At 61.7% G+C, this 15,651-nt stretch carries 16 protein-coding genes and 1 riboswitch; of the genes, 1 reads left to right on the top strand and 15 read right to left on the bottom strand.

What is annotated here, in order from left to right; genetic code table 11:
• Positions 1-104: 104 nt before the first annotated feature.
• The 10 genes from BLU25_RS21045 to cobO form a co-directional block, all read right to left on the bottom strand.
• Entirely contained in the window at positions 105-836 is a 732-nt protein-coding gene (locus BLU25_RS21045; RefSeq protein ID WP_016779875.1) for an adenosylcobinamide-GDP ribazoletransferase, read from the bottom strand.
• A complete protein-coding gene (gene cobC, locus BLU25_RS21040) occupies positions 836-1,414 on the bottom strand; it encodes an alpha-ribazole phosphatase family protein (RefSeq protein ID WP_016779874.1) in 579 nt (192 codons plus the stop codon). The genes BLU25_RS21045 and cobC overlap by 1 nt, the downstream gene beginning before the upstream one ends.
• Positions 1,411-2,466, bottom strand: a complete 1,056-nt coding sequence (gene cobT, locus BLU25_RS21035; RefSeq protein ID WP_016779873.1) for a nicotinate-nucleotide--dimethylbenzimidazole phosphoribosyltransferase — start codon at positions 2,464-2,466, stop codon at positions 1,411-1,413. Before cobT ends, cobC begins: the two co-directional genes overlap by 4 nt.
• Positions 2,463-2,984, bottom strand: a complete 522-nt coding sequence (gene cobU, locus BLU25_RS21030; protein ID WP_016779872.1) for a bifunctional adenosylcobinamide kinase/adenosylcobinamide-phosphate guanylyltransferase — start codon at positions 2,982-2,984, stop codon at positions 2,463-2,465. Before cobU ends, cobT begins: the two co-directional genes overlap by 4 nt.
• 100 nt (positions 2,985-3,084) lie before the next feature.
• On the bottom strand, positions 3,085-4,536 hold the full coding sequence (locus tag BLU25_RS21025) for a cobyric acid synthase (protein ID WP_016779871.1): 1,452 nt from the start codon (positions 4,534-4,536) through the stop codon (positions 3,085-3,087).
• On the bottom strand, positions 4,533-5,525 hold the full coding sequence (gene cobD, locus BLU25_RS21020) for a threonine-phosphate decarboxylase CobD (protein WP_083369816.1): 993 nt from the start codon (positions 5,523-5,525) through the stop codon (positions 4,533-4,535). The genes BLU25_RS21025 and cobD overlap by 4 nt, the downstream gene beginning before the upstream one ends.
• Positions 5,518-6,426: an adenosylcobinamide-phosphate synthase CbiB gene (gene cbiB, locus BLU25_RS21015; protein ID WP_083369815.1), complete on the bottom strand. Its 909-nt coding sequence runs from the start codon at positions 6,424-6,426 to the stop codon at positions 5,518-5,520. Before cbiB ends, cobD begins: the two co-directional genes overlap by 8 nt.
• The gene (gene bluB / locus BLU25_RS21010) at positions 6,423-7,073 is read right to left on the bottom strand and encodes a 5,6-dimethylbenzimidazole synthase (RefSeq protein WP_016779868.1); all 651 of its coding nucleotides are present in this window, start codon (positions 7,071-7,073) and stop codon (positions 6,423-6,425) included. Before bluB ends, cbiB begins: the two co-directional genes overlap by 4 nt.
• Positions 7,070-8,383, bottom strand: a complete 1,314-nt coding sequence (locus BLU25_RS21005) for a cobyrinate a,c-diamide synthase (protein ID WP_029611285.1) — start codon at positions 8,381-8,383, stop codon at positions 7,070-7,072. The genes bluB and BLU25_RS21005 overlap by 4 nt, the downstream gene beginning before the upstream one ends.
• Positions 8,384-8,393: 10 nt before the next feature.
• Positions 8,394-9,005, bottom strand: coding sequence for a cob(I)yrinic acid a,c-diamide adenosyltransferase (cobO, locus tag BLU25_RS21000; protein ID WP_016779866.1), 612 nt, complete (start codon positions 9,003-9,005; stop codon positions 8,394-8,396).
• 80 nt (positions 9,006-9,085) lie between these two features.
• Positions 9,086-9,330: riboswitch (cobalamin riboswitch) on the bottom strand.
• A 127-nt stretch (positions 9,331-9,457) separates the two neighbouring features.
• Here cobO and BLU25_RS20995 point away from each other — a divergent pair.
• Complete coding sequence (locus tag BLU25_RS20995) at positions 9,458-10,765, top strand: PQQ-dependent sugar dehydrogenase (protein WP_083369814.1); 1,308 nt, start codon at positions 9,458-9,460, stop codon at positions 10,763-10,765.
• A 97-nt stretch (positions 10,766-10,862) separates the two neighbouring features.
• On the opposite strand, the gene BLU25_RS20990 is transcribed toward BLU25_RS20995, so the two are convergent.
• From BLU25_RS20990 to BLU25_RS20970, 5 genes are all read right to left on the bottom strand, one after another.
• Positions 10,863-11,402, bottom strand: coding sequence for a C40 family peptidase (locus tag BLU25_RS20990; RefSeq protein WP_016779864.1), 540 nt, complete (start codon positions 11,400-11,402; stop codon positions 10,863-10,865).
• A 145-nt stretch (positions 11,403-11,547) separates the two neighbouring features.
• Entirely contained in the window at positions 11,548-12,174 is a 627-nt protein-coding gene (locus BLU25_RS20985) for a C40 family peptidase (protein WP_016779863.1), read from the bottom strand.
• Positions 12,175-12,399: 225 nt separating this feature from the next.
• Positions 12,400-13,104: a DnaA regulatory inactivator Hda gene (gene hda, locus BLU25_RS20980; protein WP_016779862.1), complete on the bottom strand. Its 705-nt coding sequence runs from the start codon at positions 13,102-13,104 to the stop codon at positions 12,400-12,402.
• A gap of 224 nt (positions 13,105-13,328) precedes the next feature.
• Complete coding sequence (locus tag BLU25_RS20975; protein WP_016779861.1) at positions 13,329-14,402, bottom strand: AI-2E family transporter; 1,074 nt, start codon at positions 14,400-14,402, stop codon at positions 13,329-13,331.
• 35 nt (positions 14,403-14,437) lie between these two features.
• Positions 14,438-15,472 carry a DUF2066 domain-containing protein gene (locus BLU25_RS20970; protein WP_016779860.1) on the bottom strand — a complete coding sequence of 345 codons (1,035 nt, stop codon included), beginning with the start codon at positions 15,470-15,472 and terminating at the stop codon, positions 14,438-14,440.
• Between the last annotated feature and the right edge of the window lie 179 nt (positions 15,473-15,651).

Here is a 15,651-nt window from a genome sequence, read left to right as displayed (position 1 = left end):
TTTGTGGGAGCGGGCTTGCTCGCGATACAGGCAGCTCGGTGTGTCAGGTTTATCGAGTTGATACCATCGCGAGCAAGCCCGCTCCCACAAGAGCACGTGCAACTTCAGATCAGCGCCAAACCTACCAGCACCAGCACTTCGAGCAATTCCAGCAGCGCCCCGGCGGTATCGCCCGTGGTGCCGCCCAAGCGGCGCATCATCACCCGGCGCAGCCACACAAACCCCAGTGCCGCCAGGCCCAGAGCCCACAACCCGGCATGACCGGCCAACACTACGCAGCCCAGGGCACTGAGCCCCAGCACCCACCAGCCCGACTTGCGCGGCAAGTGATCGGCCAGTGCCTGACCCAAACCACCAGCCCGCACATAAGGGGTGGTCAGAAACACTGCCAGCAAGGCACTGCGCCCGATCAGTGGCACGATCAACAAGGCGACGCCATTGCCCTGTTCCAGCAACGCCAGCAGCGCACAAAACTTGAGCAACAGCACCAGCACCAGCACAACCACCGCAATCGGCCCGCTGCGCGGGTCTTTCATGATGGTCAGCGTGCGTTCACGGTCGCCAAAACCGCCCAGCCAGGCGTCGGCACTGTCCGCCAGACCGTCCAGATGCAAGCCGCCACTGAGCAACACCCAAAGGGTCAGCAACAAGGCGGCGTGCAACATCAACGGCGTATCGGCCAGCAGACCGTTAACCGCGTACAGCAGCAGACCGAACAACAACCCCACCAGCGGATAAAACAGCAACGAGCGCCCCAGTTCCTGAGGCTGCGGCATCCCGGGCAAGCGAATCGGCAAGCTGCTCAAAAACTGCAGGGCAATCCAGAATGGCAGCATCACCCGCCAACCTCGATCAACTCGCCATCCGCGCCGACCTGCAAGCCAAACATGGCGCCGTGTAGCACGGGTACTTGCAACAGTTGCTCGCGGGGCAAACCGCGAGCCCGGGCCAGCAGCAGTTTCATCACCCCGCCGTGGCACACCACCAGCACCCGCTCACCGGCGAAATCCTGCTGCAAACGGCCCACTGCCGACAGCACCCGCGCCGAAAATTCAAGCACCGGCTCACCTTCCGGTGGAGTAAAGGCATAGGGATCAGCCCAGAACTGGCCCAGGGCCTGCTCATCGGTTTGCATCAGCGCTGCGGCGCTCTGCCCTTCCCAGGCGCCAAAATGCAGTTCTTGCAGGTTCTTGTCGAAGGACAGGGGAATATCGAGCTGCGCGCTCAACTCCCGGGCAAACAAGGCGCAACGCTGCAGTGGCGAACTGACAATACGGTCCCACGGCCCGCCCCCCTTGACCGCATCGCGCATCTGCGCCCAGCCCAGTGGCGTCAAGGCATCGTCCAGGCTGCCGCGCAAGCCGCCGCCCAGCTCGGTCTCACCGTGGCGCAGCAAATCCAGCTGCACGCTCATGCCGGGCGATCTGCCACTGCGGCTTCAGCAAACGTCGCCATCTGCCCGTGCAGATCACAAGCCAGACGCATCAACGGCACCGCCAGCGCAGCACCGCTGCCTTCGCCCAGGCGCAGGCCCAGTTCAAGCAAGGGTTCGGCCTGCAGGCTTTCGAGCACATGGCGATGGCCCTGCTCTGCTCCGCGATGGCTGAACACCAGCCACTCGCGGCACTGCGGGTTCAGGCGCACGGCAACCATGGCCGCGACAGTGCAGATAAACCCGTCCACCACTGCCACGATGCCTTCCTGGGCGCAGGCCACATAGGCCCCGACCAGCGCGGCAATTTCAAAACCGCCGAGACGAAACAGTGTTTGCAGCGGATCGTCGAGATACCCGTCATGAAACGCCAGTGCCCGGTCAATCACCCGTGCCTTATGGCTGACGCCTGCGGCATCCAGGCCGGTGCCCGGGCCGGTCAACAATGAAGCCGGGCACCCAAGCAATGCACTGGCCACCGCACTGGCGGACGCCGTGTTGCCAATACCCATTTCACCGCCAATAAACAGCTCGCTGCCTGCCGCCTGCGCCCGCAGCACACTGTCGCGCCCGGCCTGCAGGGCTTTCAAACCCTGACTGTCAGACATCGCCGCGCCCTGGGCAAAGTTGGCCGTGCCCGCTCCCAACTGCAGGTGCCGCACACCCGCCAGCTCCAGCATCGGCGTGACCGTGCCCAGGTCCACCACATCCAGCTGCGCGCCCAACTGCCGGGCAAGCACGCTGATCGCTGCGCCGCCGCTGACAAAATTGTGCAGCATTTGCCCGGTGACTGCCTGCGGATAGGCCGAGACACCTTCGGCGACAATGCCGTGATCACCGGCGAAAATGCCGATCCACACCTGATCGACACGGGGCTTGAGCCGCCCCTGCAGCCCGGCCAGTTGCACCGCCAGTGCTTCCAGCTGGCCCAGGGAGCCGGCAGGCTTGGTCAACTGCTGCTGACGCTCGCCAGCCGCCGTTTGCTGGTCACGATCAACCGGTTTGCAGGGTTTCAGCCACCAGGGGGTGCTCATAGTGCAGTTCCTTTCAACGTCAGGGGCAGGCCCGCCACTGTCAGCACGACTCGCTGACAACGCTCGGCCAGGGCTTGATGCAACCAACCGGCTTCATCGACATAGCGGCGAGTCAATTCGCCCAGCGGTACGACACCCATTCCGGTTTCGTTGCTGACAAACACAATTTCACCCGGCAGCTCGGCCAGGCATTGCAGCAGCGCATCGCGTTCGGCGGTCAGGCGCTGCGAGTCTTCCAGCATCAGCAGATTGGTCAGCCACAGGGTCAGGCAATCGACCAGCAGGCAGGTATCGGCGCGCGCGTTGTCACGCAGTATGCGGGCCAGCTCAATGGGTTCTTCAATCAGCGCCCAATGCCCGGGCCTGCGTTCGCGATGATGGCGCACGCGTTCATTCATCTCGCCATCCAGCAGCTGGCTGGTGGCAATGTAGGTCACGACGCAGCCGGACTCGGCCGCCAGTTTTTCAGCGAGGCGGCTCTTGCCCGAGCGGGCACCGCCCAAAATCAGTTGCAGCATGTTGGTATACCTCTAAAGGCCGCTGATGCCATCGCGGGCAAGCCCGGCTCCCACCGGTTCAGCGCAATCCTGGTGGATGCCGGATCAGGCGACAGGCCTGTCAAATTGCGCACAGTTCGCGCAAATAAGCCGTATCCAGATGGTTTTCCACCAGATCGGCCAGCCGCTCAATGTCCCGCTCGCGCAGGGCGTGGTAGTCCACCGCCTGCACATCCTGCAATCCGGCCCAGCGCAACATCGCGCTGCATGCGGCGGGCGATTCGAACAGGCCATGCAGGTAGGTGCCAAAAATCTGCCCGTCGGCGCTTTGTGCACCGTCGCAGCGGCCGTCGTCCAGATACACCGCCGGCTGCTCCAGCGCCGCGCCAGTGGTGACGCCCGCGTGGATTTCGTAGCCCATGACAGCGGCGTTTTCCAAAGCCAGATGCCCGCGCACGTTGCGCAACTGCTTTTCGGCAGCCAGCTCGGTGCTGAAGGCCAGCAAGCCCAACCCGGCGCTGCTGCCCGCAGTGCCTTCAAGGCCCAACGGGTCGTGAACCTGCTCGCCAAGCATCTGCAGACCGCCGCAAATCCCCAGCAACTTGCCGCCATAGCGCAGGTGACGGCTGATGGCCGTGTCCCAGCCATTGGCGCGCAGATAGGCCAGATCGCTGCGCACGCTTTTGGAGCCGGGCAGGATGATCAGATCGGCGGGCGGGATCGCCTGCCCCGGGCCAACGAACTGCAAGTCGACCTGCGGGTGCAGGCGCAGCGGGTCGAAGTCGGTGTGGTTGCTGATGCGCGGTAACACAGGCACCACGACCTTGAGCACCTGCTCGACCTTGTCGGTCTGGCGCTGGTCGATGCCATCCTCGGCCTCCAGATGCAAGTCCATCACATATGGCAGCACGCCGATCACCGGTTTGCCGGTGCGCTGCTCAAGCCAGTCGAGCCCCGGCTGGAGCAAGGCAATGTCACCGCGAAAGCGGTTGATGATAAAGCCCTTGACCCGTGCCTGCTCGGTCTCGGACAGCAACTCCAGAGTGCCGACCAGATGGGCAAACACCCCGCCACGGTTGATGTCAGCGATCAGCACCACCGGGCAGTCCACCGCTTCGGCAAAGCCCATATTGGCGATATCGCCGGCACGCAGGTTGATCTCGGCCGGCGAACCTGCGCCCTCGACCATCACCACCGGATACGCCGCACTCAGGCGTTGGTGCGAGGCCAGGACCGCCTGCATGGCGATGGCCTTGTAGTCGTGGTACGCCACTGCATTCATGCTGGTCACGGCACGGCCGTGGATAATCACCTGGGCGCCGGTGTCGCTGTTGGGCTTGAGCAGCACCGGGTTCATGTCTGTGTGCGGCGCCAGCCCGGCCGCCTGGGCCTGTACCGCCTGGGCGCGACCGATCTCGCCGCCTTCGGCGGTGACTGCACTGTTGAGCGCCATGTTCTGCGGTTTAAACGGCACCACGGCCACGCCCTGACGGGTCAGCCAGCGGCACAGGGCCGTCACCAGGGTGCTTTTACCGGCATCGGATGTGGTGCCCTGCACCATCAACGTACTCATGTGGTTTCCTTGGTGTACGCCGCCAGCGCCATCTCCAGGCGCTGCCAGTCGGCCTCATCGGCGGGCAGGCCAAAACGCACGCTGCTGTTGTGGGTGAACAGGCGCAGCAAAATGCCGCGATGGGCCATAAATTCGTAAAGACGCTCGGCGTGGGGCGTGATCAGCCACTGGAACAGCGCACAGCCCCCTTGCGGCGGCAAATCGTGCAAGCCCAGCAAACGCTCCAGGCGCCCGCTGGCCAGGTCACTGCGCTCGCGCTGGCGGCTATGGCCTTCGGTGTCGAGCAGGCAAGCCTGCCCGACAATTCGCGTCGGCCCGCTGACAGCCCAGGGGCCAACTTGCTCGGCCAGCAACTTGAGCAACTTTGGCTCCGCCAGCACAAAGCCCAGGCGCACGCCCGCCAGGCCAAAGAACTTGCCGAACGAGCGCAACACGATCAGCCCGGTACGCTGGGTATGGGCCGCCAGGCTCAGCTCGGGGGTGTTGTCCATAAAGGCTTCGTCCACCACCAGCCAGCCACCGCGCTGTACCAGCCGCGCATGCCATTCCAGCAAACGCTCTGCCGACAGGCGCAAACCCGTGGGGTTGTTGGGGTTGACCACCACCAGCACATCCAGTGTGTCGAGGTAGAAATCCACCTCCTGTTCCATGATTTCACGCACGATATGCCCGCTGTGCCGCCAGGCATGGGCATGCTCGGCGTAACACGGCGACAGCACGCCAACCTTGCCACTGCGGCGCAGGCGCGGCAGCAACTGGATGGCACATTGCGACCCCGGCACCGGCAGCACCTGCTGCGCCCCGTAATAGGCACAGGCGGCCTGTTCAAGGCCATCGTCGGTCTCAGGCAAGCGCGCCCAGGCACGCTCGGGCACTTGAGGAATCGCAAAAGGCCAGGGCGCCAAACCGGTGGACAGGTCCAGCCAATCGGCCTCGGCAATGCCGTAGTGCAACGCAGCCTTGCGTAAACGTCCGCCGTGCTCAAGCATAGAATTCACTCCACACACACAGAATCAGCAACCACAGCCACACACCACGCTGCACCAGTTGCCAGCCACGGCCGATCGAGTCGGCATCCGCTGGCGTGCCTTCACCCAGTTGCGGGCGCTCATGCAGTTCGCCGTGGTAAATCGCCGGGCCGCCCAGTTCCACACCCAGCGCCCCCGCGCCAGCCGCCATCACCGGGCCAGCATTGGGGCTGTCCCACTGCGGCGCCTGTTTGCGCCAGCACTTCAAGGCCAGCCGGGTTTTACCCAATACGGCGTAGGTCAGTGCTACCAACCTTGCAGGAATATAGTTAAGAACATCGTCAATCCGCGCCGCGGCCCAGCCAAAGCGCTCAAAACGCTCATTGCGATAGCCCCACATCGCGTCCAGGGTGTTACTCAAACGATAGAGCACCACGCCCGGCGCACCGGCCACCACAAACCAGAAAATCGCGGCAAACACGGCATCGCTGCCGTTTTCCAGCACCGACTCGGTGGCAGCGCGGGCCACTTCAGTCTCATCCAGTTCACTGGTCTGGCGGCTGACCAGGTACCCGACCCGCGTGCGTGCCTCATCCAGATTATTGGCACGCAACGCCTCGGCCACCGGTTGCACATGCTCGCCCAGGCTGCGCATGCCCAACGCGCAATACAGCGCCAGGATTTCCACCAGCCAACCGACATAGGGCAGCCAGGACAGGGCGGTGGCCAGGATCGTCAACGGCAATACGGCCAGCACCCAGGCCGTGACGCCATGACTGCGCCAGCCACGGCCGCCGGAATTGAAACGCTGCTCAATACGCTCGGCCATACGGCCAAAGGCAACCAGCGGATGCCAGCGCTTGGGCTCGCCGAGCAACGCATCCAGCGCCACCCCGGCGACGCACAGCAACGCCACACTCATGGACTCACCCCCCAATAATTCTCATACACCAGTTCACTGAGCGGACGCGCTTGCGCCCACCCTTCCAGCACCAGCATCGGTGCCGGATAAAACGCTTCAACCGGCCCCAGGCACAACACCGCCAGCGGTTTTGCCCCTGTGGGCAACCCCAGCAAATCAGCCAGGGCCTGCGGTTCGAACAACGACACCCAGCCCATACCCAAGCCTTCGACACGAGCGGCCAGCCACAGGTTTTGAATGGCACAGGACAGCGACGCCATATCCATTTCCGGCAGCGTCCGCCGACCGAAAATGTGCTTTTCGCGGTCATCCATCAAGGCTGCCACCAGCACCTCGGCGCAATCGTTGATGCCTTCGACCTTGAGCGTCATGAATTCATCGGAGCGCTGGCCCAGGGCATCTGCGGTGCGTACCCGCTCCTCTTCCACCAGGCCCTGTATCTTGCCCCGCAACTCGCGGTCAGTAATGCGGATAAACCGCCACGGCTGCATCAGCCCCACGCTTGGGGCTTGATGCGCCGCTTCCAGCAAACGCGACAACAACTCGGGTGCCACACTGCCACCACTGAAGTGGCGCATATCACGGCGCTCGGCGATGGCGCGGTAAACGGCGGCGCGTTCTTGCGGGCTAAAGGCGTTATCGCTCATGGCACCTTCACGGCACATGGCGCGAACAACGCGGCAATGGCCTGAGGATTGGACGGGAAGTAAAAGTGCACATAAGAAGCGGTCATCCGCCCTTCGCGATACACCGCTTCGGCGCCACGCCCGCCATTGGGGCTCAGGCCGCGAGCAATGGGTTCGAGCGCGGTGCTGGTCAGCGAGTGATGATAGGTGTGGCCGCGCAACAGCCCTTCGGGCATGTCCACGGCTTGCAACGCCAGGGCCGCCAGGCGCTTTTGCATGGTCGCCTCCCCTGCCAGCAACCCCACCAGTTCGGCGCGCTGACCGTCAACATCGGTCAGGGCATCGAGCAGGTAAAGCATGCCGCCGCACTCGGCCAGCAGTGGCTTGCCGGCACCGTGATGGGCGCGAATCGCCTCCAGCATCGGCGCATTGCGCGACAGCTCAAGGTGATGCAATTCAGGATAACCACCGGGTAAATACAGGCTGTGCGCCTCGGGCAAGGCGGTATCGCGGATCGGCGAGAAGAACACCAACTCGGCGCCCATGTCACGCAACAACTCCAGGCTGGCGCCGTAGGTAAAAGCAAAGGCTTCGTCGCGGGCCACGGCAATCCGCACCCCGGCCAGCAGCGGCTCGACAGCCACCGGCTCAGGCGCGGCGAACTCGACCGGCGGTGGCAGCGCTACCTCACAGGTGCTGGCCAAGGCATTGGCCGCCGCGTCGAGGCGAGCATCCAGATCATTCAGTTCACTGGCCTGCACCAGCCCCAAGTGACGGCTGGGCAGCTCGATCCCGGTTTCGCGGGACAGCGCGCCATACCAGCGCAAGCCTTCGGTCAGGCTGCCTTCAAGCAACTGTGCATGGCGCACGGTGCCAACCCGATTGGCCAGCACCCCGGCAAACGGCAAGTCCGGCTGATAACGCGCCAGCCCCAGAGCCAGCGCACCAAAGGTCTGAGCCATTGCGGTGCCATCAATCACACCCAGTACCGGCACGCCAAAATGTCGCGCCAGATCGGCACTGGACGGCGTGCCGTCGAACAACCCCATCACGCCTTCGATCAGGATCAGGTCCGCCTCACCGGCGGCTTCCCACAGCAGGCGACGACTTTCCTCGGCTCCCACCATCCACAAGTCCACCTGATACACCGGCGCACCGCTGGCGCGCTCGAGGATCATGGGGTCAAGAAAGTCAGGGCCGCACTTGAACACCCGCACCTTGCGCCCCTGATTGCGATGCAACCGGGCCAAAGCAGCGGTAACCGTGGTCTTGCCCTGACCGGAAGCCGGCGCGGCGATCAACACCGCCGGGCAATGACGTGACGCTCTCATACTTCAACACTCACAATTCGATGCCTTTCTGGGCTTTGATCCCGGCCTGAAAAGCGTGTTTGACCACACCCATTTCAGTAACGGTATCGGCCAGATCAATCAGTTCAGGTTTGGCGCCACGGCCGGTGACCAGCACATGCTGCATGGGCGGGCGGGCTTGCAGGTCGGCGAGCACCTGCTCCAGGTCGAGGTAACCGTGCTTGAGCGCGATATTCAGCTCATCGAGCACTACCAGGCCAATGGACGGGTCGCGCAGCATCTCGCGGGACACTTCCCACGCTGCTTCAGCGGCGGCGATATCGCGCTGGCGATCCTGGGTTTCCCAGGTAAAGCCTTCGCCCATGACGTGATAACGCACCTGCTCGGGGAAACGGCGGAAGAAAATCTCCTCGCCGGTGCTGTTGCGGCCCTTGATAAATTGCACCACGCCACACTGCATGCCGTGGCCCATGGCCCGGGCCAGCATGCCAAAGGCGGAGCTGCTTTTGCCTTTGCCGTTGCCGGTCAATACCAGCAGCAGCCCGCACTCGTTGGGCGAGCTGGCAATACGCTCGTCCATAACAGCTTTTTTGCGCAGCATGCGCGCCTGGTGACGTTCGTCGCGTTCGGGGGATTCGTTCATGGCAGCTCTCCGTTGGGGCTCGATGATGCAAACGGGAGGCGGGGGGATTCTTGAACAACACACTGCATCGCCCGCCGCGAGAGTGGTGGATGGATCAGGCCGGTCTCCGGGCTCACAAGCGGGCGGCTCGGCGAGAGCAGTCCTTGTCCACGCGCCTTCCCGTGCAAAAAAACACAGTGGCACTGAGCGTGGCGTTGACTCGTTTACCGTTGCGGGGGCAGCGCCGGGATCGTGGCGGTTGTGTGGGTCAAACACGCCCTCACCGGCTTCCCTGTTTCACCCTGTCGGCCAATGGCCACAGAGCACCTGAAACAAGCCGCGAAGGTTAGAGGGTTGGGGGTGGAGCGTCAATTAAAGCTGCCGACAAAGGGCTTAATCCGGCGCCCGGGCTGAACCTTTAACCCGCTACGCTTCTCTATGACTGACAAGACCAAAACCTCATGGAGATTCATATGCTCAAGCCCCAGCACGCTGTTGTCATCGTACTTGCGGTCGGGCTGGCTGCCTGCGGTGAGAGTTCGACCCTGCAAGTGGCGGATGGTACCGGCCCATCGCCGAAACTGCCCGAACCCAACAAGACCCTGATCCCCACCGTCAATATCGCCCCGGCGATCGGCTGGGCCAATGGCGCCACACCCACCGCCGCTGCGGGCCTGAAGGTAGCCGCCTTCGCCGAACACCTCGACCACCCGCGCTGGCTCTATGTGCTGCCCAATGGCGATGTGCTGGTAGCCGAAACCAACTCGCCGGCCAAACCGGACGACAGCAAGGGCATCAAGGGCTGGATCGCGGACAAGGTCATGGCCCGCGCCGGGGCCGGTGTGCCGAGCGCGAACCGGATTACCTTGCTCCGCGATGCGGACCACGACGGCGTGGCCGAAACCCGCACCGTATTTATCGAGAATCTGAATTCGCCCTTTGGCATGACGCTGGTGGGCAACGATTTGTATGTCGCAGACACCGACAAGCTGCTGCGCTTCCCTTATCAAGCCGGCGAAGACCGCATCAGCGCCCAACCCGTCAAGGTCGCCGACTTGCCCGGCGGGCCGCTGAATCATCACTGGACCAAAAACGTGATCGCCAGCCCCGACGGCAAAAAACTGTATGTGACCGTCGGTTCCAACAGCAACGTGGGCGAGAACGGGATGGATCAGGAGCAAGGTCGCGCCGCAATCTGGGAAGTCGACCCGGCCACAGGCAGCCAGCGCATTTTTGCCTCCGGCCTGCGCAACCCCAACGGCATGGCCTGGGAACCGGTCACCGGCAAGCTGTGGACTGCGGTTAACGAACGTGACGAAATCGGCAGCGACCTGGTGCCCGACTACATCACGTCAGTGCAGGATGGCGGCTTCTATGGCTGGCCCTACAGCTATTACGGCCAGCATGTGGATGCGCGGGTCAATCCGCAAAACCCCGAACTGGTGGCCAAAGCCATTGCCCCGGATTACGCCGTGGGCCCGCACACAGCGTCGCTGGGCCTGAGTTTTGCCGAAGGCAGTAGATTGCCTGGCTTTACTGAAGGCGTCTTTATTGGCCAGCACGGCTCCTGGAATCGCAAGCCGCACAGTGGTTACAAAGTGATTTTCGTGCCCTTTGCCCAAGGTAAACCGACAGGCATGCCGATCGATGTGCTGAGCGGATTTCTCAACAAAGACGAAAAAGCCATGGGCCGGCCAGTGGGCGTGGAAATCGACAAGCAGGGGGATTTGTTGGTGGCCGATGATGTAGGCAACAAGGTTTGGCGGGTGTCGGGCCAGTAAGTAACTGGCAGAACGACCCTCACCCTAGCCCTCTCCCAAAGGGAGAGGGAACTGACCGCACGCGACTCCGGGAGGGTTGGGGTGAGGGGCTCTTGCCTTACGGCAACCGCGCCAGATGCTGCTCGGTCGGCAACACTCGCTTGGCATTCAGATAGGCTTTTTGCCAGTAGGCTTTGTTCAGGCTGTCCAGCTTGACCGTACCGCCAGTGGCCGGTGCGTGTACAAAACGGCCTTCGCCCACATATATCCCGGCATGACTGACCTGGGAGCCGCCATTGGTGGCAAAGAACAGCAGGTCACCGGTTTGCAGCTTGTCCTGGCCGATGTTCTGCGCCTGCATCACGATCATCTCGCGAGTGGTGCGCGGCAGCGAAATACCTGCGGCATCGTTGTACACATACTTGATCAGGCCGCTGCAATCAAAGCCCGAATCCGGTGTATTACCACCCCAGCGATAAGGCGTGCCCACCAGACCCAAGGCGCGAAACAATACGTCTGCGGCTATGGGTGAAGTCTCATCGGCAGGGTTGATGAATACGACGGGCTTGGTGGGTACCGCAACCGGGGCCGGGCGGTTTGCGCAGGCACTGAGCAGTGCTGCTAGAGTCAAAAGTAGAGCTCGGGCCATGGTCGACATAAACAGAATGTTCCTGATTCTGGATACGGCAACTCAGGCCGCGAAACCCGAAGCCGCGACAGGAAGGACCCTCGCGGCTTCAGGAATTTAACAATGTCTCTGAATTCTAGCCCTTAGCGGCCGAACTTCAAGTAAGACATTAACTTTACTTGCGGGCGACTACGCTCGCAGGGGCCATCGCCAGGGCGCGTTTGGCCTCAATAAAGGTCTTGCTCCAGTAGCTGTCACCCAGGTTGTCAATCCGTACACCCCCGCTGCGACGGCTGCTGGAGTGGATAAACTGGTCATCGCCCAAGTAAATCCCGGCATGGCTCACACGGCCACGACCATTGGTGCTGAAGAACAGCAAATCACCTGGTTTCAGATTGTTTCGCGCGACCAACGGTGCTTTTACGTTGATCATTTCGCGGGTCGAACGCGGTAACTGCATACCGGCTTCTTCCTTGAACAGGTAGCCAATAAAGCCGCTGCAATCGAAGCCCGCTTCAGAGGTGCCGCCAAACCGGTAACGGGTACCGATCAAGGACATGCCGCGCTCAAGAATGCTGTCAGCCAGGGCCGGCAGTTCGTAAGGCTTGCTGTTGGAGGAAAATTCAGCCAGTTCTTTTTCGGTTGCCAGTTCTTCCTGATAAAGAGCGGAAGTTTGCGAGACCGAAGATGACTTTTGAACCTGAGCCTGGACCACTTGCTGCGACACTGGCGTGTGGGCAGCGCAACCAAACAACAGGGTAACGAGTGCGAGGGGCACGAGGGGTGCGAAGCGCTTTAGCATGGGCACGACCGTGGCTTATTAGAAAAAGTAGCCGCGACTATGCCTTCTATGATCCTCATTTGCAAATTCAATCGATCTAAATGTGACTTGATGGTTTTGTCGCGACATCTAAGGCTTTACACCCCTGACGATAGATTTTGCGCAAACAGCCCTTGGGCCGCGCAGGATTTCTGGCGCCTGAAAACTGCCAAAATTGGGTGCAGACCGCAGTTTTAAAGGGCTGAACTACCAGCCCAGGGTTTCTTTGAGGAAGGGAATGGTCAGCTTGCGCTGCGCTTGCAAGGACGCCTGATCGAGCCGTTCGAGCAAATCGAACAGGGCACTCATGCTGCGAGTGCCGCGGGTCAGAATAAAATGCCCGACTTCGTCGGTCAGGTGCAGGCCACGGCGCGATGCGCGCAGCTGCAAGGCCCGCAGCTTGTCTTCATCAGACAGGGGGCGCATCTGAAACACCAGCGCCATGGTTAGCCGGGACTTGAGGTCCGCCAGCTTGATCGGCAGTTCACGGGGCGAGGTGGACGCTGCAATCAACAGGCGCCGACCGCTGTCACGCAACCGGTTGAACAGATGAAACAGCGCCTCTTCCCAGTCCGCACGCCCGGCCACCGCCTGCAGGTCATCCAGGCAAACCAGTTCGTACTGCTCAAGGTTGTCGAGGATTTCTATGCCGCGGTCCAGCAACTCGGCCAGAGGCAGGTAAACCGCCGGCTCACCCATCTGCTCAAAACGCAGGCAAGCGGCCTGCAGCAGGTGCGTACGCCCCACGCCATGCTTGCCCCACAAGTAAATCAGGCTTTCTGTCCAGCCGGCGTCGGCTTCGCACAGACGTTCGACATAGCCGAGTGCAGCGGCATTGGCGCCTGGATAGTAATTTATGAAGGTAGCGTCATCACGCAGACGCACACCTAGGGGCAGCTGAATCGGTTTCATGCTGACTGAACAGTTCAAACGAACCGTTAGTGGCCTCTGTGTAAGGTTTGAAAAGTTTATACCCGTGTCGCTGGGCACACAATGTAACAGACCACGAGCAAAATCAAAGGTTTGCGTTAAGGTCTTGGATTGATTGGGCTTTTTCTGACGACCGAGAACCGCCTTGCGCGCATAAAAAAGCGGGGGCACCTCGCGATGCCCCCGCCCCGACACAGTGCCCCGGCTTACAACTGCGGGTCTTCACTGCCTTTATAGACCTGGGAGTCCTTGTACAGATCCTGCACATGACGCACCAGCACCATGATCACGGCCGCGACCGGCAAAGCCAGCAAGACCCCGGTAAAACCGAACAGCTCGCCGCCCGCCAGAATCGCGAAGATCACCGCCACCGGGTGCATGCCGATCTTGTCGCCCACCAGCAGTGGCGTAAGGACCGTGCCCTCCAGCGCCTGACCGACCATAAACACCGCCACGATGCCGAGCATCGGATACAGATCCCCGCCAAACTGGAACAAACCGGCGACCAACGCCGCACCGATACCGACAATAAAGCCCATATACGGCACGATGGCCGCTACCCCTGCCATCAAGCCGATCAACAGGCCCAACTCGAGGCCGACCAGCATCAGGCCTGCCGAGTAGATCACCCCCAGTGCCAGCATCACCAGCAACTGCCCGCGCACAAACGCGCCAAGCACGTCGTGACACTCCTTGGCCAGCGACACAATCTGCTCGGCCCGGGCGCGCGGCAACAAGCCGCGAATCTTGGCCATCATGACGTTCCAGTCACGCAACAGGTAGAACGCCACCACCGGAATCAGCACCAGATTGGCCAAAAAGCCGATCAGCGCCAGGCTGGAAGCCGTGGCCTGGGACAAGACGATGCCAACAATGTCAGTGGCCTGCCCCATGTGCTCGGTGATCGCTGCCTTGATCTTGTCGAACTTCCAGAAACTGTCACTCAAACCGAACTTGGCCTGCACCCACGGCATTGCGGTGTGCTGCAACCAGTCGAGGATCTGCGGTGCCAATTGATAGAGCTTCAACAGCTGCTTGGCCAGCAGCGGCACCAGTACCAGCAACAATGTCATCAAAATGACAGTGAACACGGTAAAGACCGCCACCACGCCCCAGGTTCTTGAAAGCCCGAACCTTTCCAGCCGGTCGACCACAGGATCGAACATATAGGCCAGGACGATCGCGACCAGAAATGGCGTGAGTATCGGATGCAGGAAATACACAAAAAGGGCGAACCCCAGCGCCACACCCCACCACACCCACCGTCGCGAATCAGCCATGAGCCACCCCATCCTTATATAAAGAAGACAAAAACCTACCAGCGAAACCGCAACTGTGCTGCCGGCACCGCAGCCAGACCTGGCGCCTGCCCTGCATCCGTCACTGCAGGCACCTGCCCTGCCGGTACTTCCTGCAACTGCGCCAGCCCCAGTTGCGAGCGCAACTGCTCGGCACTGCCGTTGACCAGATACACAATACGATCACCGTCGACACGCTTAAGTTGCGCGCCAAACGGCTCAAGCAAATGTCCCAACTGGGCGTAGCGTTGCAGCGTCATGCCCTGCACCTCCAGCAACTGCTCCGAGGACACCCCCGGCTTGACGGCATAACGCGGGGCCAGACGCTCGCTCACCGCCAGCATCACGGCATCCGCCAGGGCGGCCTGATCCGCTGCCTGAGCACTGCCCTGCTCTTGCTGGTCACCGACCCACAGGCGCCACTTGGCTGTCCACTTGCCATCGTCTTCACGGGCATGCACGGCCAGCAGGGCATCAGCCCCGTAACGCTCGGAAGCGTCCTTCAATGGGGCAGGGTTGCTGCCCTCAAGGTTTTCTGCGGTACCCACCAGCTGCTCACTCAAGTCTGCCAACGGCAAGCGCAACGGCAAGCCACGATGCTGTGCGGCGCGACGCAACGGCTCGGCCACGGACTGACCGTCACCGACCAGACTCGAACCCTCGATCGAGTCGTTCAGCCACCAGCCGAGCAATGCCGGACGGTTGCTGCCCCACAGCGACAAACCAGCCTGGCGTAAAGCACGATCAGTGCTGACCGGGTCGAAATCGACCTGCAGGCTTTCCGGCGGGCCGGCGTCATAGCCAAACCGGCTGATGATTTGCTGCGGGTCCTTGCGAATCGCCTCAAGCCCGGGGCTTTGAAGCGCCTTGGCATCCCCGGTCAAACGCAGCACCAGGGTCTCCAGGGCTTTTTGCGTGGCCTGGATACGCTCATCTGGTGACTGGCTGGCGACCGGCTCGCGGACCTGATACAGCCCCGTTAAAATTTCGGCATGACTGGCCAGGCTAAAAAAAGATAAACAGCCGACAGCTAAAAATTGGCTAAGACGCATGAAAGATTCCCGATGACAAAAAGCAGCCTGATAAGGACGCCATAAAAACACTCGAACAGACTTCAGACACGGCCGCAGCCAAATCATTCACGCCCGCTTCGCGTTTTCACGCGGTAACAAAACTTCTCTATACCTTATACAGGCCCGCGCGCAGACCCAAGTACGACTAAAAAAGGTTT

The organism is Pseudomonas fragi, from assembly GCF_900105835.1.
In the GTDB taxonomy this organism is placed as follows: domain Bacteria; phylum Pseudomonadota; class Gammaproteobacteria; order Pseudomonadales; family Pseudomonadaceae; genus Aquipseudomonas; species Aquipseudomonas fragi.
Note: the sequence above shows the minus strand (reverse complement) of the source record. Positions and strands in the feature narration are given on the sequence as shown.

What these genes read in the sequence shown, in the direction of transcription:
- hda (WP_016779862.1), bottom strand. Translation starts at nt 13,104, where the DNA reads ATGAAACCGATTCAGCTGCCCCTAGGTGTGCGTCTGCGTGATGACGCT.
- BLU25_RS20995 (WP_083369814.1), top strand. Translation starts at nt 9,458, where the DNA reads ATGCTCAAGCCCCAGCACGCTGTTGTCATCGTACTTGCGGTCGGGCTG.
- BLU25_RS20990 (WP_016779864.1), bottom strand. Translation starts at nt 11,402, where the DNA reads ATGTCGACCATGGCCCGAGCTCTACTTTTGACTCTAGCAGCACTGCTC.
- cobD (WP_083369816.1), bottom strand. Translation starts at nt 5,525, where the DNA reads ATGCTTGAGCACGGCGGACGTTTACGCAAGGCTGCGTTGCACTACGGC.
- BLU25_RS20975 (WP_016779861.1), bottom strand. Translation starts at nt 14,402, where the DNA reads ATGGCTGATTCGCGACGGTGGGTGTGGTGGGGTGTGGCGCTGGGGTTC.
- cobC (WP_016779874.1), bottom strand. Translation starts at nt 1,414, where the DNA reads ATGAGCGTGCAGCTGGATTTGCTGCGCCACGGTGAGACCGAGCTGGGC.
- BLU25_RS20985 (WP_016779863.1), bottom strand. Translation starts at nt 12,174, where the DNA reads ATGCTAAAGCGCTTCGCACCCCTCGTGCCCCTCGCACTCGTTACCCTG.
- cbiB (WP_083369815.1), bottom strand. Translation starts at nt 6,426, where the DNA reads ATGAGTGTGGCGTTGCTGTGCGTCGCCGGGGTGGCGCTGGATGCGTTG.
- cobO (WP_016779866.1), bottom strand. Translation starts at nt 9,005, where the DNA reads ATGAACGAATCCCCCGAACGCGACGAACGTCACCAGGCGCGCATGCTG.
- bluB (WP_016779868.1), bottom strand. Translation starts at nt 7,073, where the DNA reads ATGAGCGATAACGCCTTTAGCCCGCAAGAACGCGCCGCCGTTTACCGC.
- cobU (WP_016779872.1), bottom strand. Translation starts at nt 2,984, where the DNA reads ATGCTGCAACTGATTTTGGGCGGTGCCCGCTCGGGCAAGAGCCGCCTC.
- BLU25_RS21025 (WP_016779871.1), bottom strand. Translation starts at nt 4,536, where the DNA reads ATGAGTACGTTGATGGTGCAGGGCACCACATCCGATGCCGGTAAAAGC.
- BLU25_RS20970 (WP_016779860.1), bottom strand. Translation starts at nt 15,472, where the DNA reads ATGCGTCTTAGCCAATTTTTAGCTGTCGGCTGTTTATCTTTTTTTAGC.
- cobT (WP_016779873.1), bottom strand. Translation starts at nt 2,466, where the DNA reads ATGAGCACCCCCTGGTGGCTGAAACCCTGCAAACCGGTTGATCGTGAC.
- BLU25_RS21045 (WP_016779875.1), bottom strand. Translation starts at nt 836, where the DNA reads ATGCTGCCATTCTGGATTGCCCTGCAGTTTTTGAGCAGCTTGCCGATT.
- BLU25_RS21005 (WP_029611285.1), bottom strand. Translation starts at nt 8,383, where the DNA reads ATGAGAGCGTCACGTCATTGCCCGGCGGTGTTGATCGCCGCGCCGGCT.